19 protein-coding genes are annotated in these 18,950 nt (G+C 61.4%); 7 read left to right on the top strand and 12 right to left on the bottom strand.

What is annotated here, in order from left to right:
* The gene (locus M5C71_RS00655; protein WP_248767013.1) at positions 1 to 693 is read right to left on the bottom strand and encodes a helix-turn-helix transcriptional regulator; all 693 of its coding nucleotides are present in this window, start codon (positions 691 to 693) and stop codon (positions 1 to 3) included.
* A 74-nt stretch (positions 694 to 767) separates the two neighbouring features.
* On the opposite strand from M5C71_RS00655, the gene M5C71_RS00650 reads away from it, so the two are divergent.
* The 3 genes from M5C71_RS00650 to M5C71_RS00640 all read left to right on the top strand — a co-directional run bounded on the left by M5C71_RS00650 (position 768) and on the right by M5C71_RS00640 (position 4,452).
* Positions 768 to 2,021: an MFS transporter gene (locus M5C71_RS00650; protein WP_248767012.1), complete on the top strand. Its 1,254-nt coding sequence runs from the start codon at positions 768 to 770 to the stop codon at positions 2,019 to 2,021.
* Positions 2,022 to 2,202: 181 nt separating this feature from the next.
* Positions 2,203 to 3,279 carry an alginate lyase family protein gene (locus M5C71_RS00645; RefSeq protein WP_248767011.1) on the top strand — a complete coding sequence of 359 codons (1,077 nt, stop codon included), beginning with the start codon at positions 2,203 to 2,205 and terminating at the stop codon, positions 3,277 to 3,279.
* Between the two features lie 174 nt (positions 3,280 to 3,453).
* On the top strand, positions 3,454 to 4,452 hold the full coding sequence (locus tag M5C71_RS00640; protein WP_248745826.1) for a bile acid:sodium symporter family protein: 999 nt from the start codon (positions 3,454 to 3,456) through the stop codon (positions 4,450 to 4,452).
* A gap of 111 nt (positions 4,453 to 4,563) precedes the next feature.
* On the opposite strand, the gene M5C71_RS00635 is transcribed toward M5C71_RS00640, so the two are convergent.
* Positions 4,564 to 4,995 (bottom strand): helix-turn-helix domain-containing protein, encoded by a 432-nt coding sequence (locus M5C71_RS00635; protein WP_103499782.1) that lies wholly within the window; start codon positions 4,993 to 4,995, stop codon positions 4,564 to 4,566.
* A 108-nt stretch (positions 4,996 to 5,103) separates the two neighbouring features.
* On the opposite strand from M5C71_RS00635, the gene M5C71_RS00630 reads away from it, so the two are divergent.
* Positions 5,104 to 5,868: an SDR family NAD(P)-dependent oxidoreductase gene (locus tag M5C71_RS00630; protein ID WP_177099176.1), complete on the top strand. Its 765-nt coding sequence runs from the start codon at positions 5,104 to 5,106 to the stop codon at positions 5,866 to 5,868.
* On the opposite strand, the gene M5C71_RS00625 is transcribed toward M5C71_RS00630, so the two are convergent.
* From M5C71_RS00625 to M5C71_RS00610, 4 genes are all read right to left on the bottom strand, one after another.
* Positions 5,853 to 6,791 (bottom strand): 5'-nucleotidase, encoded by a 939-nt coding sequence (locus tag M5C71_RS00625; RefSeq protein ID WP_177099177.1) that lies wholly within the window; start codon positions 6,789 to 6,791, stop codon positions 5,853 to 5,855. The two genes, M5C71_RS00630 and M5C71_RS00625, sit on opposite strands and share 16 nt — an antisense overlap.
* 77 nt (positions 6,792 to 6,868) lie before the next feature.
* The gene (locus M5C71_RS00620) at positions 6,869 to 8,194 is read right to left on the bottom strand and encodes an LLM class flavin-dependent oxidoreductase (RefSeq protein ID WP_248767010.1); all 1,326 of its coding nucleotides are present in this window, start codon (positions 8,192 to 8,194) and stop codon (positions 6,869 to 6,871) included.
* Between the two features lie 108 nt (positions 8,195 to 8,302).
* Positions 8,303 to 8,935: a response regulator transcription factor gene (locus M5C71_RS00615; RefSeq protein WP_103499785.1), complete on the bottom strand. Its 633-nt coding sequence runs from the start codon at positions 8,933 to 8,935 to the stop codon at positions 8,303 to 8,305.
* A gap of 28 nt (positions 8,936 to 8,963) precedes the next feature.
* The gene (locus M5C71_RS00610) at positions 8,964 to 10,325 is read right to left on the bottom strand and encodes a cache domain-containing protein (protein WP_152739601.1); all 1,362 of its coding nucleotides are present in this window, start codon (positions 10,323 to 10,325) and stop codon (positions 8,964 to 8,966) included.
* A 163-nt stretch (positions 10,326 to 10,488) separates the two neighbouring features.
* Between M5C71_RS00610 and M5C71_RS00605 the strand changes: the two genes are divergently transcribed.
* Positions 10,489 to 12,546 carry a carbon starvation CstA family protein gene (locus tag M5C71_RS00605; protein WP_247263142.1) on the top strand — a complete coding sequence of 686 codons (2,058 nt, stop codon included), beginning with the start codon at positions 10,489 to 10,491 and terminating at the stop codon, positions 12,544 to 12,546.
* Between the two features lie 57 nt (positions 12,547 to 12,603).
* On the opposite strand, the gene M5C71_RS00600 is transcribed toward M5C71_RS00605, so the two are convergent.
* Positions 12,604 to 13,461: a helix-turn-helix transcriptional regulator gene (locus M5C71_RS00600; RefSeq protein ID WP_152740883.1), complete on the bottom strand. Its 858-nt coding sequence runs from the start codon at positions 13,459 to 13,461 to the stop codon at positions 12,604 to 12,606.
* Between the two features lie 209 nt (positions 13,462 to 13,670).
* Here M5C71_RS00600 and M5C71_RS00595 point away from each other — a divergent pair, with 209 nt between their 5' ends.
* The gene (locus tag M5C71_RS00595; protein ID WP_248767009.1) at positions 13,671 to 13,847 is read left to right on the top strand and encodes a hypothetical protein; all 177 of its coding nucleotides are present in this window, start codon (positions 13,671 to 13,673) and stop codon (positions 13,845 to 13,847) included.
* A 15-nt stretch (positions 13,848 to 13,862) separates the two neighbouring features.
* Positions 13,863 to 14,045 (top strand): hypothetical protein, encoded by a 183-nt coding sequence (locus tag M5C71_RS00590; protein ID WP_248767008.1) that lies wholly within the window; start codon positions 13,863 to 13,865, stop codon positions 14,043 to 14,045.
* 31 nt (positions 14,046 to 14,076) lie between these two features.
* Here M5C71_RS00590 and M5C71_RS00585 read toward each other — a convergent pair whose 3' ends face one another.
* From M5C71_RS00585 to M5C71_RS00565, 5 genes are read right to left on the bottom strand one after another with little or no spacing between them, the layout of a single operon-like run.
* A complete protein-coding gene (locus M5C71_RS00585; protein WP_248767007.1) occupies positions 14,077 to 15,393 on the bottom strand; it encodes a dicarboxylate/amino acid:cation symporter in 1,317 nt (438 codons plus the stop codon).
* Positions 15,394 to 15,424: 31 nt separating this feature from the next.
* Entirely contained in the window at positions 15,425 to 16,366 is a 942-nt protein-coding gene (locus M5C71_RS00580) for a D-2-hydroxyacid dehydrogenase (RefSeq protein ID WP_248767006.1), read from the bottom strand.
* Entirely contained in the window at positions 16,363 to 16,758 is a 396-nt protein-coding gene (locus tag M5C71_RS00575; protein WP_103494366.1) for a VOC family protein, read from the bottom strand. The genes M5C71_RS00580 and M5C71_RS00575 overlap by 4 nt, the downstream gene beginning before the upstream one ends.
* On the bottom strand, positions 16,755 to 17,723 hold the full coding sequence (locus M5C71_RS00570; protein ID WP_248767005.1) for a hydroxymethylglutaryl-CoA lyase: 969 nt from the start codon (positions 17,721 to 17,723) through the stop codon (positions 16,755 to 16,757). Before M5C71_RS00570 ends, M5C71_RS00575 begins: the two co-directional genes overlap by 4 nt.
* 15 nt (positions 17,724 to 17,738) lie before the next feature.
* Positions 17,739 to 18,929: a CoA transferase gene (locus M5C71_RS00565; protein WP_152740877.1), complete on the bottom strand. Its 1,191-nt coding sequence runs from the start codon at positions 18,927 to 18,929 to the stop codon at positions 17,739 to 17,741.
* Between the last annotated feature and the right edge of the window lie 21 nt (positions 18,930 to 18,950).

Genomic DNA, 18,950 nt, shown 5'->3' with positions numbered 1-18,950 from the left:
TTAACGAGCCTGTAGGCCAAACGCGGTTGCCAGGCTCTTTGCGCCTTTCGGCGTCAGATTCAGGGCCCTGGAGTCGAGATGGCGGTTCACCCAGCCGCGCTTGAGCAGCAGGTCCAGAAGGGCTGCGCCCAACGCACCGCCGATATGGGGTGAGCGCTCGCTCCAGTCCATGCAGGGATAGGCCAGGCGTCGGCGTTGGCGCGACACGGCCTCGATATCGATGCCCAGACGCACCAACGACGCGGCGCCCGTTTCCGTGAGGACATAGTCCTTGCCCTGCTCTTCGATCCAGCTCGCCTGCAACAAGGCGTCATGCAGTTTGACCGCGACTTCCCCGGCGATATGGTCATAACAGGTCCTGGCCCGCTTCAAGGCCGAAGGCGTGCTGGGCTGAAACGGCGTCATGCGCCGATCAGTCAGCGATAACAAGGCCTCCAGCGCATGCGCCACCTGGGGATTGGCCAATCGGTAATAGCGATGCCGCCCCTGGACCAGCATCTCCACCAGCCCCTGCTCACGCAAACGCAAAAAATGGCCGCTGGCGGTGGACGCGCCGATATCGGCCACGGCGGCCAACTCCGTGGCCGTGCGCGCGTGCCCATCCAGCAGGCTGCAAAGCATCCGCGAGCGGGCCGGATCGGCAATCGCACCGGCCACCGCCGCCAGGGAAAGATCAGCCGCTTCGACATCCATAGTTCACTCCTTTGCGAAGTATCGCGGTTTTTTCATCATCATACTGATGCCAAACCACTTGAAGGGATTCACCCATGCAGCAATCGAATTTTTTTGGCCGAAAGGTCGTGGCGGCGACCTTTGTGATGGCGGTATTCGGCTGGGGGATCGGCTTCTACGGTCCGCCGATCTTCCTCTACGCGGTGATTCAGCGAACCGGCTGGTCGCTGCCCTTGTGCTCGGCCGCCGTCACCCTGCACTTTCTCGCGGGCACCCTGGTGGTGGTGAACCTGCCCGTCTTGTACAAGCGCCTGGGCCTGCCCCGCACCACTGTGCTCGGATCGATCCTGCTCGGCATCGGCGTTTATGGATGGTCGGTAGCCGATCAACCCTACCAATTGCTCCTGGCCGCACTGCTCAGTGGATTGGGCTGGGTGACCATGGGCGCCGCCGCCGTCAACGCGCTGATCGCCCCATGGTTTGTGGCCAAGCGTCCGGCGGCTCTGGCAATGGCCTACAACGGCGCCAGTATCGGCGGGGTGATCTTTTCATCCGCGTGGGTGTTCCTGATCGACCGGATCGGCTTCACCCAGGCCGCGCTAGGGGTTGGCCTGGTGTCGATAACGACGATTGCCGTGCTGTCGATCAAGGTCTTCAAGGTTCGGCCTGAAGACCTCGGGCAATATGCCGATGGGGCGGATCAGCCACCTGAGCAGCCGACCGTCTCCCCGGGTAGCAAGGCAACCTCGCTATGGTGCAATCGTCGATTCGTGACATTGGCGGCCGCCATGTCCCTGGGATTGTTCGCCCAGATCGGGCTGATTACCCACTTGTTCCTGCTGTTGGTCGATCACGTCACAGAGGCAAAGGCCGGCCTGGCAATGGGCCTGGCAACGGCAAGCGCCATCGCCGGCCGGTTTCTGGTCGGTTGGCTGATGCCACCCAATGCCAACCGGCGCACCGTTGCCTGCCTGAGCTATGGCTGCCAGTTGCTCGGCTGCCTGGTCATGACCGGATTAGGCAGCTTCCCCGACCTGCTGTGGCTGGGGGTCAGCCTCTTTGGCGCTGGGATCGGCAACGCCACCTCCTTGCCGCCGCTGATTGCCCAAGCGGAATTCCCGCGCCAGCAAACACAACGCGTGGTGACGCTGATCGTCGCCACCGCCCAAGGCTGCTATGCCTTTGCGCCAGCGTTCTTTGGTGCACTGAAGTCGCTGGGCGGGTCCCATGGCGAACTGCTGCTGTTGGGGCTGGCGGCCGGGGTCCAGGGGCTGGCGATATTGGCTCTGGTGGTGGGTAACCGACATTCGGCTCAAAAAATTCCGGAATTCAGCCGGCCCTCACACTGACGGCGGCTTTGACCGGGTCTACTTGCTGCAAGCCGCCGAAGTGTTGAGCTCCATGGCCGTTGTCGTCCTCTTCGTGGCGGTTACCGCTCGCCGGTTTCATCAAGAAAGAAACCACGCTGTGCTAGTTTTTCCACCACTCACCAGCAGCACTGGTTTCACCTACCAAACGTTGAGATAGAGCATGTCACGAGCTTTTCCCGGTACAGCAACATGGGTCTTCGGCATCAGCGCAACATTGCTCAGCACCTTCTCGTGCGCCGCCTCGACTGTCGCCGCCTCACCTCAGATCATGAACCTCTGCCAGCCCGCTGCCACCAGCCCATCCGCCAAGCATCTGCTGGCTGCCGCACAAGGACATCTCGGCGATGGCATCCACGCCCTGCCCCATCTGCATACGGAAGGTACCCTGCCGAACCAGGGCATTCGCGAGCAGAGCATCGCGGCGGAAAAGGATTGGCCGGTACTGCGCCAGGCGGCCCTGGCCTGGCGCCTGAGCGCCGACCCGCGCTATCTGCAGCAGGTCGACGAAGGGCTTGCCGCCTGGACCCGCACCTATCAGCCGGACTTCAATCCGATTGACGAGACCAATCTCGATCAACTGATCGATGCCTACACCCTCACTGCCAGCGCACTGCGTCCGGAAACGCGTGAGGCCAGCCGTGCTTTCCTGCGTCAACTCGGGAACGGCTATATCGCGCAGATCCAACAGTTCCATGGCTCGAAGAGTAGTAAAAATATCAATAACTGGCAGAGCCATCGCGTCAAGCTGGCGACCCTGGCCGCCGCCGCGTTGGCCGATCACGCCATGTTGGAGCAGGCCTTCCAGCTGTTCCAGCAACAGGTGGCGGACAATCTCCTGCCGGATGGTTCGGTGTTCGACTTCAGGGAGCGCGATGCACTGCACTACGTGGTCTATGACCTGGAGCCATTGGTTCAGGCGGCCCTGGCGGCCAAGCCCTACGGTGGCAACTGGCTGACTTACACCGCCCCCACCGGTTCCTCCCTGGTCCGTTCGCTCGATTGGCTGGTGCCCTATGCCAACGGTCAACGCAGCCATCAGGAGTTCGTGCATACCAGCGTGAAGTTTGACCGCGACCGTGCCAACGTCGGAGAGGCCGGGTACAGCGGCACCTGGGAGCCGAAAAGCAGCAACAAACTCTACTGGCTCGCCGCGCAACTGGATGCCCGTTACTTGCCCCTGGCCCGGCAACTGGCACCCAACCCCCAGGACTGGATCGGAGCCTGCTACTTGAAGTAGACAGGACACTTTCGACTTGGCGTCGAACGATTCAGGTGTCGGTAAAGAAAATCGTCTGACGGGGCCATGCGTTATGTCCGTTAGGCGACATTCATGGACTTATTGGCGTTAGTCGGCAATCCATAGACAGGCTAAAGTCCCTCTACTGTTTCTGGCTTCTGGATGACCCACCTGATGACTCGCCCTCGTTTCCTGCCCGATAACTTCACCCTGACCCTGGTCAGCGTGGTGCTTCTCGCCAGCTTCCTGCCCGCCAGCGGCCAGGTCGCCGTCGGTTTCAGCTGGTTGACCAATATCGCCATTGCCCTGCTGTTCTTCCTGCATGGCGCCAAACTGTCGCGCGAATCGATCATCGCCGGTGCCGGCCACTGGCGCCTGCACCTGCTGGTGTTCAGCCTGACCTTTGTCCTGTTCCCGTTGCTGGGCGTCGCGCTCAAGCCGCTGCTGTCGCCGCTGATCGGCGACAAGCTGTATATGGGCATGCTCTACCTCTGTGCCCTGCCAGCCACGGTGCAGTCGGCGATTGCCTTCACCTCCCTGGCCCGGGGCAATGTGCCGGCGGCGATTTGCAGCGCGGCGGCGTCGAGCCTGTTCGGCATATTCCTCACCCCGTTGCTGGTGACCTTGTTGCTGGATGTGCACGGCAGCGGTGGCTCGACCCTCGATGCGATCCTGAAGATCAGCGTGCAACTGCTGCTGCCGTTCATTGCCGGGCAGATCGCCCGACGCTGGATCGGTGCCTGGGTGGGACGTAACAAGGCCTGGCTGAAGTTCGTTGACCAGGGCTCGATCCTGCTGGTGGTCTACAGCGCCTTCAGCGAAGCGGTGAACGAAGGCATCTGGCATCAGATCCCGCTCTGGGACCTGGCCGGCCTGGTGGTGGTCTGCGGCGTGATACTCGGGCTGGTGCTGCTGGCGTCCACCGTGCTGGGCAAGGCCTTTGGCTTCGACCAGGAAGACCGCATCACCATCCTCTTCTGCGGCTCGAAGAAAAGCCTGGCCACCGGCGTGCCGATGGCCCAGGTGCTGTTCGCCGGCAGCACCATCGGCGTGCTGATCCTGCCGCTGATGCTGTTCCATCAGATTCAGCTGATGGTCTGTGCGGTGCTAGCCCAGCGTTATGCCAAACGGCAGGAGTCGGTGGCTGAGCTGATGGGCCAGGTCGATCCTTGATGGTTTTGTCGGCTTTCGCGACCCGGCGGCCTATACGGCAGAAGCCTTGACGGCAACGCTGGCTGCGGACTTGCCGACCTGCAAGATATAGCCTCCCGACAATGGGCGGCTTTATTTTTTATTCTCGTCGAAATCTCGACGCGACTTCTCGATCTCATCCAGGTTATTGGCGGCCCAAACCCAAACGCCACAAAACGCCGCGCTCAAGGTCACGCCTAAAGAAGTGAGGGTGTACTCGACTTTCGGGGGAACCACGGCGTACACCGTACGTTGCACCAATCCATCACGCTCCATCGCGCGCAAGGTCTGAGTCAGCATTTTCTGGCTGATGCCCTCTACCCGCTCGCTCAAACGAGTGAAGCGCAAAGGTTTTTTATCAATCAAGGCCTCAAGGATCAACATCGTCCATTTGTCCGCGACACGACCGATAAGGTCCGTCACCAACGATGAAATACGCGGATCTATGTCTACCGGGGGAGTCAGGCTGGAATAGAACCGCGCCGCCGCAATCTGCTCCTCGGTAAAGTTCGGAATGTCCCTCATCTTTTACACTCTCCGCCGGGTAAGTATCTAACGTTTGGGTGCCTTCTTTCATTTGGATAGTGTATCGCCCATGCTGGCCGCTCGTATCAAAAAACGAGGGCTAACCTGATGAAAATGAATAACCGTGTTGTCCTGATTACGGGCGCAAGCAGTGGGATCGGACTCGAACTGGCCCGTCAATTGATGGCGCTAGGGAATACCGTAATTATTACCGGGCGCGATAGGGAGAAGCTCAACTCAGTCCAAGCGTTACTGCCTGGCATACACACTTTTCAAAGCGACGTGAGTGACCCGGAGAGTATTCGCTCATTATTTCTGAACGTCAGCGAACAATTCGCCAATCTCGACATACTGATCAACAATGCAGGTGTGATGCGTAATATCCGGCTGAAGAACGAGTTCGAGCTCGTCAACCTGACCCAGGAAATAGACATCAACCTGAATGGCCCGATATGGATGATCCAGCAGTTTCTTCCGCTGTTACTCAAACAGCCGGAGAGCATGATCGTCAATATATCCTCCGGTCTCGCGTTTGTTCCCTTCCCCGCCGCGCCTATCTATAGCGCAGCAAAATCCGCACTCCATGCGTATACCCGATGCTTACGGGCGCAACTGAAGCAGTCCAGCGTCTCGGTTGTCGAGGTTGCTCCGCCGGGCACTGAAACCCCGTTATACCGAGACGAGTTTGCTCAGGAAATGAAGGGTACAAAAGGCATGGAGGTGGCGCTTCTGGTACGACTTGCAATCAAAGGGATAGAGGCCGGAAAGCCCGAAATCCGCCCAGGTCTCAGCAACGTACTGAAGATCGCAAGCCGAATCGCACCCGCTAGCATTTTCCGGCAGATGACCAGGATGAGTCAGCTTTTCGGCTGATTCGTCACACCGAACGGAATATGCACGGAAGGCACGACCGCGCTGGCCGACTTCAGGTGCCCCGACTGGTCGTCGAAGAAGATGTGCGGTTTCAGCACCGCCAGCACCCGACCTTTCTCGATGCCGCCGAGGAAAAAAGCGTCGTTGGCCATGACGCCCCAACTCTTCAGCGTATTCAGCGCCCGTTCGTGGGACGGCGCACTACGGGCGGTCACGATGGAAACCCGCAGACGGTTCTTGTACTCGGCGTTCTGCGCCTTGTATTTCTCTTCCTCCGACTGGATCTTCGCAATACGCACAAAGAACTCCTTGAGAGGTCCCGGATTGTGGGGCTGCGCGACATTCTTCACTTCATGGGCGTGAAAACCCACCAGCCCGGACGCCTGCATCACCGACTCGGATTCATCCCCCGCGAGGACGCCATCAAAGTCGAAGGCGATCCTGAGGGTATCGTCATCCTCGTCATCATCGGATTTCGAGTCCATCACCTGACCCGCCGGATACCCGGCCTTGATGGCGGCATCCACATCGGTCTTGTCGGCCGAAAGAAAGAGCGCAATATTCAAGGCCGGGATGTACTCGTAGGGCGACTTGCCCTGCATGAAGATCGCCCGCGTCATGCCCAGCCCATAGTGATCGATGGTTCTCATCACCCGCAGCCCCGTGTCCGGATCGTTCTTGGACAACAGCACCACTTCCACCAGGGGGTCTTCCGGATCGGCGCTCAGATCATTCAGAGAGAGCAGGCGCTTGATAAAAGGAAAGGCGATACCCTTGGGCAACGGCTCGTCCAGCTTGCGCTCCTGGAATTTCCGATACTCCTCCTCCCCCTGACTCTTGAAGACCGCATCCGAAGCACTGAGGTCAAACACAGCGCTCGATGCCACGCCAATCACCAAGCGATTATCCAGCTCATAGGGCATAACCAATCTCCATCGTCATGGCGACATACTATCAGTAACCGTCAGTCGATGGCCGTGACCAGCCTGCCACCCGGCACCTAGGAAAAGAATCGATTCTCCGGGCGTGGTAATCCGAGATTTTCCCGCAGGGTCGTCCCCTCATATTCGCGCCGGAAAATGCCCCGTGCCTGCAACTCGGGAACCACCTTGTCGACAAAATCATCCAGTCCGCCCGGCAACCAGGAAAACATGATGTTGAAGCCGTCACTGCCCTCGGTCTCCAGCCATTGCTGCATCTCATCGGCAATGCTCCGGGCCGTCCCCACGAACGACAACCCAGCATAACCGCCCAGGCGCTGGGCCAATTGACGGACCGTCAGTTGCTCGCGATCAGCCAGGGCCAGCACCCGTTCGCGGGAACTCTGGCTGCCATTGGTTTCGGGGATTGGCGGGAGAAACCCGTCCGGATCAAACTTCGTGGCGTCGACCCCCAGGGCCACCGACAGCGAGGCCATCGCACTCTGCTCATGCACCAGGCTGTCGAGGTGCGCGCGGATTCGCCGGGCCTCCTCTTGCGTATCGCCCACCACCACAAAGGCCCCGGGAAGAATCTTCAGGTGTTCCGGGTTGCGACCGATCAGCTGCATGCGGCGCTTGATGTCGGCATAAAACGCCCGGCCCTCCTCCAGAGTGCCGGGCGCGACAAAAATCACCTCGGCCGTTTCAGCCGCCAGCTGGCGTCCCGGCTCGGATGAGCCGGCCTGGACAATCACCGGCCAACCCTGCACCGGGCGGGCGATATGCAAGGGTCCGCGCACGCTCAGATAACGGCCTTTGTGGTCCAGGGTGTGCAATTTGTCCGGATCGAAGTACACGCCGCTGTCGGCATCGCGCACAAAGGCGTCATCCGCCCAACTGTCCCACAACCCGGTCACCACATCGTAGAACTCCCGCGCCCGGGCGTAACGCTCATCATGGGAGAAGGCCTGCTCCAGGCCAAAGTTCAGGGCCGCATCGGGGTTGGCGGTGGTGACGATATTCCAGCCGGCGCGACCGTTGCTCAAATGATCGAGGGAAGCGAACCGACGGGCGATATGAAACGGCTCGTCATAGGTGGTCGATGCGGTCGCCACCAGGCCGATATGTTCGGTGGCCTGGCTGAGGGCGGACAACAGCGTGAAGGGTTCGAAGGAGGTGGCGGTATGACTGCGCTTCAAGGCTTCGATGGGCATATTCAGCAAGGCCAGGTGATCGGCCATGAAAAACGCATCGAACCGGGCGCGCTCCAGGCTTTGGGCGAAACGCTTGAGGTGGGTGAAGTTGAAGTTGGCGTCGGGATAGGCGCCAGGGTAACGCCAGGCGCCGGTGTGGATGCTGACCGGGCGCATAAAGGCGCCCAGTTTGAGTTGACGTCGTGCACTCATGGGGAACTCCATCGTCAAGAAGATTCCCGAGCATCGACCGGACGAGCTTTTCCTGTCCAATAATCAAACGTGCTGGCTTATGCCATTGCGCTGCGGCCTTAAGCCGATTTAATGCGAAATGATCCCATGGTCAATCGCATATTTGACCAGGGCCGCGGGCTTGTCGATGTTGAGCTTGCGGCGGATGCTCAACCGATGGGTCTCCACCGTGCGCACGCTGATATCCAGTTCGCGGGCCATTTCCTTGTTGTTCATGCCCTCGACCATCTTGCGCAGCACCTGGCTCTCGCGCGGTGTCAGCTCGTTATCGGCGGGCTTGTCGGCGATCAGCCGCTGGGCGATGGCGGCACTGTAGAAGGTCCCGCCGCTGGCGATGGCTTCAATGGCGGCAATGATTTCCCGTGAAGGGGAATTCTTCAGCACATAACCACTGGCCCCGGAACGCACGGACTCACTGACATACTCCGTGTTGTCGTACATGCTCAGGACCAGGATCCTCAACAACGGGTAGGTTTTGCTCAACACCCGGGTCAGCTCGAGTCCGTTCATGTCCTTCAGGCCGATATCCACCAGCAGCAGGTCCGGCTGGCAGCGCCGCACCATCTCCAGCGCCTCGGCGCCACTCTCGGCTTCGCCCACCACTTCCAGGGCGGGCATGATCGCCAGCAAGGCCTTGATCCCATCCCGGACCAGGGAGTGATCGTCGACCAGGGCGACGCGGATTGGGTAAACCAGGCTCATCAGGGGCGTTCGCTCTTGTTATGGGCTGTCAGTACTTTGTAGCGGGCATCTTAAGCGGCAGCAGCACATCCAGCACACTTCTTCCCGGCATCGACGCCAGCTCCAGGCGCCCGCCAAAATGCTCGACCCGTTCACGGATATTACGCAAGCCGATGCCGGCGTGACGCCGCTCGACCTGGGCGACGTTAAAACCGATACCGTCGTCGATCACCGTCAGCCTGATGGACTCGGCGGACCCGTGCAGGGTAATCGAAACGTTGTGCGCCTGGGCATGGCGTTCGATATTGGTCAGGCCTTCCTGCACGATACGAAACAACGAGACCGGCAGCCCATCGGCCAACTGGCAATCGAATTCATTGTTGTCGTAGGTCACCAGCAACCCGCTGCGCTGCTCGAACTCGGCGGCGAGCTGACCGATCGCCGCCGCCAGGCCCAGGGTATCGAGCAAGGACGAGCGCAGATCATGGGAAAGACTGCGCACCTCGCCAATCGCCTCCCCCAGGCGCTCGACGGCCTCTCGCAAAATACCCAGGCCCCGGTCCTGCCCTTTCTCCAGCACATGACTGGCCAGCTCGAACTGAAACTTGATGGATACCAGGACCTGGCTGATACCGTCGTGCAGCTCACGGGAAACCCGCGAGCGCTCCTCCTCCTGCAAACTGACGATGCGCTGGGTCAGACGCTGAAGCTTCTTGTCCGCCAGGCGATGCTCGCTGACGTTCAGGGTCATGCCGCTGGCAAAGACCAACAGCACCGCCACCAGGGCGACCGCGGCAATCGCCAGCATGGTCTTGCGGATGCCCTGGGCCACCTCGTCACGGGCCTGCAGGGTGGCGCGCTCAACGTCCTCGAGGTAAATGCCGGTCCCGAGCATCCAGCCCCAATTATCCAGCATCACCACATAGGCGAGCTTGTCGGTCACCTGCCCTGTCGAGGGCTTGTTCCAGGCGTAGCGTTGAAAGCCCTCCCCGGATTCGGCACTTTTCAGCAAGGCCTGGATCACCGGCAGGCCGTGGGGGTCCTTCATATCCCAGAGGTACTGGCCCACCAGCTCCGACTGTCGCGAGTGCATCAGGCTGCGGCCCTGGCGGTCGTAGACGAAAAAGTAGCCATTGATCCCGAAGCTCAGTTTGCGCAGTTCTTCCAGCACCTGCTGCTGGGCATGGGCGTCCCCCTTGCCGTCGTCATAGAGCGGCGCGATCAGGCTTTGCGCCATGGCGACGTAGTTTTTCAGCTCCGCACGCTTGCTCGCCAGAATACTGTCTTCGATCAGCTGCGCCTGCTGATCGCCCAGTTGGCGGTTCAGGGAGATCACCAGCGCGCAGATGACCGCGATAGCCAGGACCAGGGGCAGGATCCCCAGGGCAACGATTTTATGCTTGAGCTGCATGACGAATTCCAGGGACTCTCAGTAGAACTACGTAGAGGCTGCGTACGTAGTCGTGCGGATACTTTTGTTGACCGCATCCACGGATATTGGGCCAGCTCCGCACCGCGGACACAATTATAAAAATTACCGCCGCAGTCTACCGACTGTTGGCAGGAGACACGCAATGAACCGTCTGGCTAAACACCTTGTCTGGTTTGCCGTGGCTGTCCTGGGAGCATTTGCGCTGAGTGTCGTGGCCCTGCGCCGCGGCGAAGCCATCAACGCCCTCTGGATCGTAGTCGCCGCAGTCGCTATCTACCTCGTCGCATACCGCTACTACAGCCTGTTTATCGCCAACAAGGTGATGCAGCTCGACCCCAGTCGCGCCACCCCCGCCGTCCTCAACAATGATGGCCTGGACTATGTGCCGACCAACAAACACATTCTTTTCGGTCACCACTTCGCCGCCATTGCCGGCGCGGGGCCGTTGGTCGGTCCGGTATTGGCGGCACAGATGGGCTACCTGCCCGGTACGCTCTGGCTGATCGCCGGCGTGGTGCTGGCCGGTGCCGTGCAGGACTTCATGGTCCTGTTCATGTCCACCCGCCGCAACGGTCGCTCCCTGGGGGATATGGTCCGCGAGGAAATGGGCCGCGTGCCGGGGACCATCGCCCTGTTCGGCTGCTTCCTGATCATGATCATCATCCTCGCGGTGCTGGCGCTGATCGTGGTCAAGGCCCTGGCCGAGAGCCCATGGGGCATCTTCACGGTGATGGCGACCATCCCGATCGCGATGTTCATGGGCATCTACATGCGCTACATCCGCCCGGGCCGCATCGGTGAAATCTCGGTTGTCGGCGTGCTTCTGCTGCTCGGCTCGATCTGGCTCGGCGGGCAGATCGCCGCCGACCCGGTCTGGGCCAAAGCCTTCACCTTTACCGGGATCCAGATCACCTGGATGCTGATCGGCTACGGCTTTGTCGCCGCGGTACTGCCGGTGTGGCTGATCCTGGCACCCCGCGACTACCTGTCGACCTTCCTCAAGATCGGTACCATCATGGCCTTGGCCATCGGTATCCTGATCACCATGCCCGTGCTGAAAATGCCGGCGCTGACCCAGTTTGTCGACGGCACCGGCCCGGTCTGGAAAGGCGGCCTGTTCCCGTTCCTGTTCATCACCATCGCCTGCGGTGCGGTCTCCGGTTTCCACGCGCTGATCGCCTCCGGCACCACGCCCAAGCTGCTGGCCAGCGAAGGCCATGCCCGCTACATCGGTTACGGCGGCATGCTGATGGAGTCCTTCGTCGCCATCATGGCGATGGTCGCCGCCTCGGTCATCGATCCGGGCGTCTACTTCGCCATGAACAGCCCGGCGGCCGTGGTGGGCGCTGATGCAGTGAGCGTGGCGCAGACCGTCAGCAGCTGGGGCTTCGCGATTACTCCAGACGCCCTGCTGGCCGTGGCCAAGGACATCGGCGAAACCACCGTGCTGGCCCGTGCCGGCGGTGCACCGACCCTGGCGGTCGGTATCGCGCAGATCCTCCACCATGTGCTGCCGGGTGAAAACACCATGGCGTTCTGGTACCACTTCGCGATTCTGTTCGAGGCGCTGTTTATCCTGACGGCGGTGGATGCCGGTACCCGGGCGGGACGTTTCATGCTGCAGGACCTGCTCGGCTCCTTTGTCCCGGCGCTCAAGCGCACCGAGTCCTGGACCGCCAACCTGATCGCCACCGCCGGTTGTGTGGCCATGTGGGGTTACTTGCTGTATCAAGGCGTGATCGACCCGCTGGGCGGCATCAACACCCTGTGGCCGCTGTTCGGTATCTCCAACCAGATGCTGGCCGGTATCGCGCTGATGCTCGGCACCGTGGTGCTGATCAAGATGAAACGCCAGCGCTATATCTGGGTGACCTTGCTGCCTGCCGCCTGGTTGCTGATCTGCACCACCAGCGCCGGCTTTATCAAGCTGTTCGATGCCAACCCGGCCATCGGCTTCCTCGCCCTGGCGAAGAAATACAGCGTCGCGCTGGACGCCGGCCAGGTGATCGCCCCGGCCAAGGACATCACCCAGATGCAGCACGTGATCTTCAACGCCTACACCAACGCCACGCTGACGGCACTGTTCCTGTTCGTGGTCTTCAGCATCCTGTTCTATGCCATCAAGGTCGGTGTCGCGGCCTGGGGCAGCAAGGAGCGTACGGATAAGGAGTCGCCTTTCCAGGCTATTCCGCAGGCTTGATCGAGGATTGCCGACGTAGATGAAAAAGGCTCCGTATCGAAAGATACGGAGCCTTTTTCATTGATCCGCAGCCAGCACAATACCACCGGGCACATTGGCAAAGCCGCCCTCCCGCGTGGTGTTGACCACGCGCTCCAGCAGATAGCGCGCCGGGGGTTTGCCGACCGCCTTGCGGAACATGGTGACAAACCCGCTGGAACTTTCGTAGCCCAGGTCCAGGGCAACCGCCTGCACACTGTCACCCCGGGTCAGGCGTCGCAGTGACAGGATGATATGCAACTGTCGGCGCCAGCGACCGAAACTCACGCCGGTTTCCTGCAACAACAGCCGGCTCATGCTCCGCTCGCTCATGCCGATACGCGTAGCCCATTCGCTCATCGGCACCTTGGCCGAAGGCTCGTCCAGCAGCCGCTGCGCCAGTTGCCGTAGTCGCCGGTCTCGCGGCATGGGCAAGTGCAGGTCTTCCACCGGAGCCTCGCATAACTCGTCGAGCAACGTCGCGACCAGACGGGCATCGCGCCCCTGCTCGTCATACAGATGTGGCAGGCTCACCGCCCGCAGGATCAGTTCCCGCAATAGCGGCGAGACCGCAAGGGTGCAACAGAATCGAGGTAGATTGGCGACGGCCTCAGGCTCGATAAACAGGCAGTAGCACTCCGTTTCGCCAGAACTGCGAGCCACATGCAGCATGCTGCCCGGGATCCACACCGCACATTGCGGCGGCACGATCCAGACCCCGTCCTCGACCTCGCAATTGAGGATGCCGCGTACCGAATACAGCAGTTGTGCCTTGCGGTGCTGGTGCTTGGCATGCTCCCAGTCTTCGGAGACCAGGGAAGCATTCAGGGCATAAACGGGACGGGGAATGTTATCGACATCCCGTGAGCCCGCCAGATCGTCGGATGAACGTTGCATCAAGGAAATTGAACCTCGGGTCTGAAGGAACATTTGGCCGTTTTGAAAAATAGTGTGACCATATTGTGCAATGACGTCCAGTCGAGGGCTGGGTATCGTGTGGGTGATCCTATTGAGTACCCAGGAGTACGGACATGCGGGTCGATGCCACACAGTTCCCGCGGGTCTGGATACACACGGGCCGATCCACCTTGACCTAGGTAACCCCCATGCACCTCGTTGCCATCAGCACCGTTGAAATCCACGCAAGAGACAGTTGTTCAACAGCCCTGCAGGCTCGACTGAACGCATTGGTTGAAACCTTGCAGAACCTCTCCGGTTGCACCTCGTACAGCCTGACGCGCTGCTCTTCGCGCCATGACGTCTGGATCATGACCGGCTACTAGAACGCGTCGGCGACCATGGAAGCGCATTTCAGCCTGCCTTGCCTGGCGGACCTGTTCGCCCTGACGCTGGAGCGACTCGCCGATACCCTCAAGTTCGGGACCTTTGTGCTTGGCGCTCCCGACGCAGGGGAAAACAACGCCAGCAAGTCGGGGCAAGCTGCTTCAAAAACCCAAAACCGCTCAGTTTTCGTGGACTGAGCGGTCTTGGGGCTGCCTCACGACAACTCGTTCAGGACTCTACCTCTCGCTCACGGGCACAGCCCTTGTGCAATTCGGCCGCCAGCTTCTCTTCGTCCAGCGCCCCTTCCCACTTGGCGATAAACAGCGTCGCCACACCGTTGCCGATCACATTGATCAACGCCCCGCCCTCGGAAATAAACCGGTAGACCCCCAGTACCAGCACCAACCCCGCCGCCGGGATGACATCCAGGCTGCCAAGGGTCGCCGCCAGGGTGATAAACGCCCCGCCGGTGATACTGGCCGCCCCCTTGGAGGTCAGCAGCAGAATGAACAGCAAGGTCACCTGGTGCCAGAGGTCGAGGTGGATATCCAGCGCCTGGGCGATGAAAATCGCCAGCACCGTCATGTTGATACAGCTGCCATCGAGGTTGAAGCAGTAACCCGAAGGCACCACCAGGCCCACCACCGATTTCTCGCAGCCGAGGCGCTCCAGCTTGCCCATCAAACGCGGCAAGGCCGACTCCGAAGACGAGGTGCCCAGCACCAGGAACAGCTCGTCGCGAATGTACTTGAGGAACTGCCACAGGCTGAAGCCCGCCAATCGCGCCACCAGATTGAGCACCACCAGGACAAAAAACAGCGCCGTCACGTAGTAGCAGATCAGCAAGTTGCCATACGCCCCAAGGGAGCCCACGCCGTACTTGCCAACCGTAAAGGCCATGCCGCCGAAGGCCCCCAACGGCGAGACGTACATGACGATCCGGACCATGCGGAAAAACGCCTGGGCCACCAGGTCGATCAGGTTCAGCAGCGGCTTGCCGGCGGCGCCGAGCATCTGCAAGGCAAAGGCAAACAGGATGGAAATGAACAGCACCTGGAGGATATCGCCCTCGGCGAAGGCGCCGAACACGGTACCGGGCACGATATGGGTGAGAAACCCCACCACGCTCTGTTCATGGGCCAGCTTGCTGTAGCCGTCGATGGCATGGGCATCTAGGCTCGCCGGGTTGATATGCATGCCGGTGCCGGGCTGCATCAGGTTGACCCCGATCAATCCCACCACCAGCGCCAGGGTGGTCAGCACCTCGAAGTACAGCAACGATTTGAACCCGACCCGGCCGATGCGCTTTAGGCTCTGCATGCTGGCAATGCCGCTGACCACGGTGCAGAAGATAATCGGCGCAATCAGCATCTTGATCAGCTTGATGAAGGTGTCGCCCAGCGGCTTCATTTCTTCGCCGAGGCTGGGGTAGAAATGCCCGAAGACAATGCCCAGCACGATCGCCAGCAGCACCTGTACATACAGATGGCGAAACACCCCGCGCAGCCTTGAAGGGCGCGGTTTTCCTATTGTTATTGTTGTCATGGGTCGACCTTCTTGTTAGGGGGTGAAGCCGTTACGAGACGAGGTTGATCAGGTTCCCCGAGTAGTAGCCGTGCAGGTTGCCGAGGATGCCGTCGGCCAGGCGTTGCAGACTGCTCTGGCTGGCCCAGGCCACATGGGGCGTGACGATCAGGTTGGCATGGCGCTGGGTGAGCAAGGGGTGGTCAGCCGTTGGCGGCTCCTGGCCCAGCACATCGAGGGCCGCGCCGCCGAGGCGGCCGCTGTCCAAGGCGGCGAGCACCGCCGCCTCATCCACCAACGGCCCGCGGGCGGTATTGATCAGCACGGCGCCGGGTTTCATCCGTGCCAGCTCCGCGGCACCGATCAGATGGCGGGTGTGTTCGGTCAGCGGGCAGTGCAGCGAGATCACATCGCTTTGCGCCAGCACCGTTTCAAAGGCCTGGTAACCCTTGCGCACCGGGATCGCACCACGGTGTTCGGCATAGAGCAACTGCATGCCCAGGGCACTGGCCAGACGGGCCGTGGCCTGGCCGATGGCGCCTTTGCCGATGATACCCAGCACGCTGCCCTGCACATCGCGGATCGGCGCGCGATGGACGCAGAAGTGCCGCGAATCCGGCCAGTCGCGCACGGCGGCGGCCTGGTAGGCGAACAGCTGCCGGCGCAAGGCGAAGATCGAGGCGATCACCGACTCGGCGACGCTTTGCGCCGAGTAGGCCGGGACATTGCACACCGTTACGGCGAAATCACGGCAGGCCACCAGGTCGATACAGTCGTAACCGGTGGCGGCGACGCAGATAAATCTCAGGTTGGGCAGTTGCTCGAGTTCGGTCCGGCCGATGCGGACCTTGTTGGTGATTACGGCATCGGCATTGCGGGCAGCTTCCACCACCTGCTCCGGTGTCGTGTCGGAACGGTCCTGCCAGTCCGTCACCCAAGCTGGACGTGCAATGCCCACGGGCAGACTGGCGCTGTCGAGAAACACCACCCTCATACTGCACGCTCCGGCTGCACGAGCTCGGAAATCTCGATCAGGTTCAGGTCCGGATCACGCACGTACACCGAGCGAATCGGCCCGGTGGCTCCGGTACGCAACACCGGGCCTTCGATAATCGGCCAGTCGACACGGGCCAGATGGGCAATCACCTGGTCCAGGGGGATCGAGGCGATAAAACACAGGTCCAGCGCCCCCGGCACCGGCAGGTGCGCCTTGGGCTCGAACTCGTGACCGCGCACGTGCAGGTTGATTTTCTGCTGGCCGAAGGCGAACGCCTTGCGCCCGCCAGCAAAGGTCTGCACCTGCATACCCATGACCCGCACGTAGAAGTCTTCGGCGGCCACGGGGTCGATCGTGGTCAGCACCAGGTGGTCAAGATGGTCGATCATGGTTGCAACTCCTGGGTTCGGGTCGATGGCACCTGTTTTTCCAGGCTGGCGACATGGGCGGGTATCGGGTGCAGGTCCAGGCGCTTGCCGGCCTTGAGGATCTGGCTGGGAATCTCGTGGCCGACCAGCCCCGGCAACTGCGCGGCTGCGGCCAGCACGCGGTCCAGGTCGACCCCGGTGTCAAACCCCATCAACTGCAGCATGTGCAGCAGGTCTTCGGTGCAGACATTGCCGCTGGCCCCCGGCGCGTAGGGGCAACCGCCGAGGCCGCCAAGGGAGGCGTCGAAACGGTCGACACCGGCCTCGATGGCCGCCAGGGCATTGGCCAGGGCCATGCCACGGGTATTGTGGAAATGCAGGGTCAGCTGCAGCGCCGGAAAACGCTCGCGCACCGCACGAGACAGCGCCTCGACCTGGCTCGGGTAGGCCATGCCGGTGGTGTCGCACAAGGTCACCCCGCGGGCGCCTCGTTCGGCAAAGCGCTCGACCCAGTGCAACACTTCCCCCACCGGCACATCGCCCTGCATCGGGCAACCGAACACCGTCGACAACGACACATTGATCGCCACCGGTGCCTGGCCGATCACACTGAACACTTCGCTGAGCTGGGCAAACGACTGCTCGCGACTCATGCGCAGGTTGGAGCGGTTGTGGGGTTCACTGACCGACATCACCAGATTGGCTTCATCGATAGTGCACGCCAGGGCCCGTTCGGCGCCGCGCACATTGGGCACCAGCACGGTGTACTCCACCGCCGGATTGCGGCGGATGCCATGCATCACCGCTTCGGCGTCCCGCAGCGCGGTAATGGCCTTGGGCGAAGTGAACGAGGTGACCTCGATCTTGGCGAAGCCACACTGGCTGAGGGCATCGATCAAGGCAATCTTGTCGGCGGTTTCGATAAACCGTGCTTCGTTCTGGAAGCCGTCACGGGTGGCGACTTCCTGCAGGAAAAGACGTTGCATGGGCATTCCTCGGGTTCAAATGATGCCGCGCTGGCGCCAGTCGGCCTGCTGCGCGGGCTCGATGCCAAGCTGGTCGAGAATCTCGCGGGTGTGCTGGCCGAGAGTGGGTGCCGGGCGCGCTACGCGGCCCGGTGTGCTGCCCAGCTTGGGCACGATGCCGGGCAAGGTCACTGGAGTGCCGTCGTCCAGTTGGCTGTCGAGTAGCATGTCGCGCGCCCGGTAATGCGGGTCCTGGGCGATATCGGCCGCGTTGTAGATCTTGCCGGCCGGAATCCGCGCCTCGGTCAGGATCGACAGCACTTCATCGAGGCCCAGCCGCGCGGTCCATTGGGAGATGGCGGCATCGATGCGCTCGACCTGCAACACGCGGCCGTCGTTCTGCGCGAGGTCGGGATCACTCGCCAGATCACGGCGGCCAATCACTTCCATCAGGCGTTGATAGATGCTGTCGCCATTGCCGGCGATCAGGGCAAAACCGCCGTCGCGACAACGATAGGCATTGGTCGGGGCGATTCCCGGCAAACTGCTGCCGGCGGGTTCACGCACGGTGTTGAACACCGAGTATTCGGGCAGCAGGCTTTCCATCATGTTGAACACTGATTCATACAGCGCCACGTCGATCTGCTGGCCTTCCCCGCCGTTCTGTTCACGGTGACGCAAGGCGAGCAGAATCCCGATCACCCCGTGCAGGGCCGACAGCGAGTCGCCGATAGAAACGCCGACCCTGACCGGCGTGCGCCCGGGCTCGCCGGAGAGATGCCGCAGGCCGCCCATGGCTTCGCCGATCACGCCGAAGCCGGGCCGGTCACGATAGGGTCCGGTCTGACCGTAACCGGAGACGCGCAACATGATGAGTCTGGGGTTCAATGCGTGCAGTGTGTCCCAGCCCAGCCCCCAATTTTCCAGGGTACCCGGACGGAAGTTCTCGATCAGCACATCGGCATCGGCCACCAGTTGGCGCACCACCTGCTGCGCCTCGGCCTGGCGCAAATCCAGGGTCAGCGAGCGTTTGTTGCGTGACTGCGCGGCCCACCAGACGGACGTCCCGTCGTGCAGCAAGCGCCACTTGCGCAGCGGGTCGCCGGTGACTGGCGGCTCGATCTTGATCACATCGGCGCCAAACTCACCGAGCATCTTCGCCGCAAAGGGCCCGGCGATCAGTTGGCCGAGCTCCACGACCTTCACACCTTGCAGAGGTAAATCCATGGCGTTTTCCGTTCTTGTCGA

The organism is Pseudomonas sp. MWU12-2345, assembly GCF_023242385.1.
GTDB classification, from domain to species: Bacteria; Pseudomonadota; Gammaproteobacteria; order Pseudomonadales; family Pseudomonadaceae; genus Aquipseudomonas; species Aquipseudomonas gingeri_D.
This window is presented reverse-complemented; position numbering and strand designations above follow the sequence as displayed.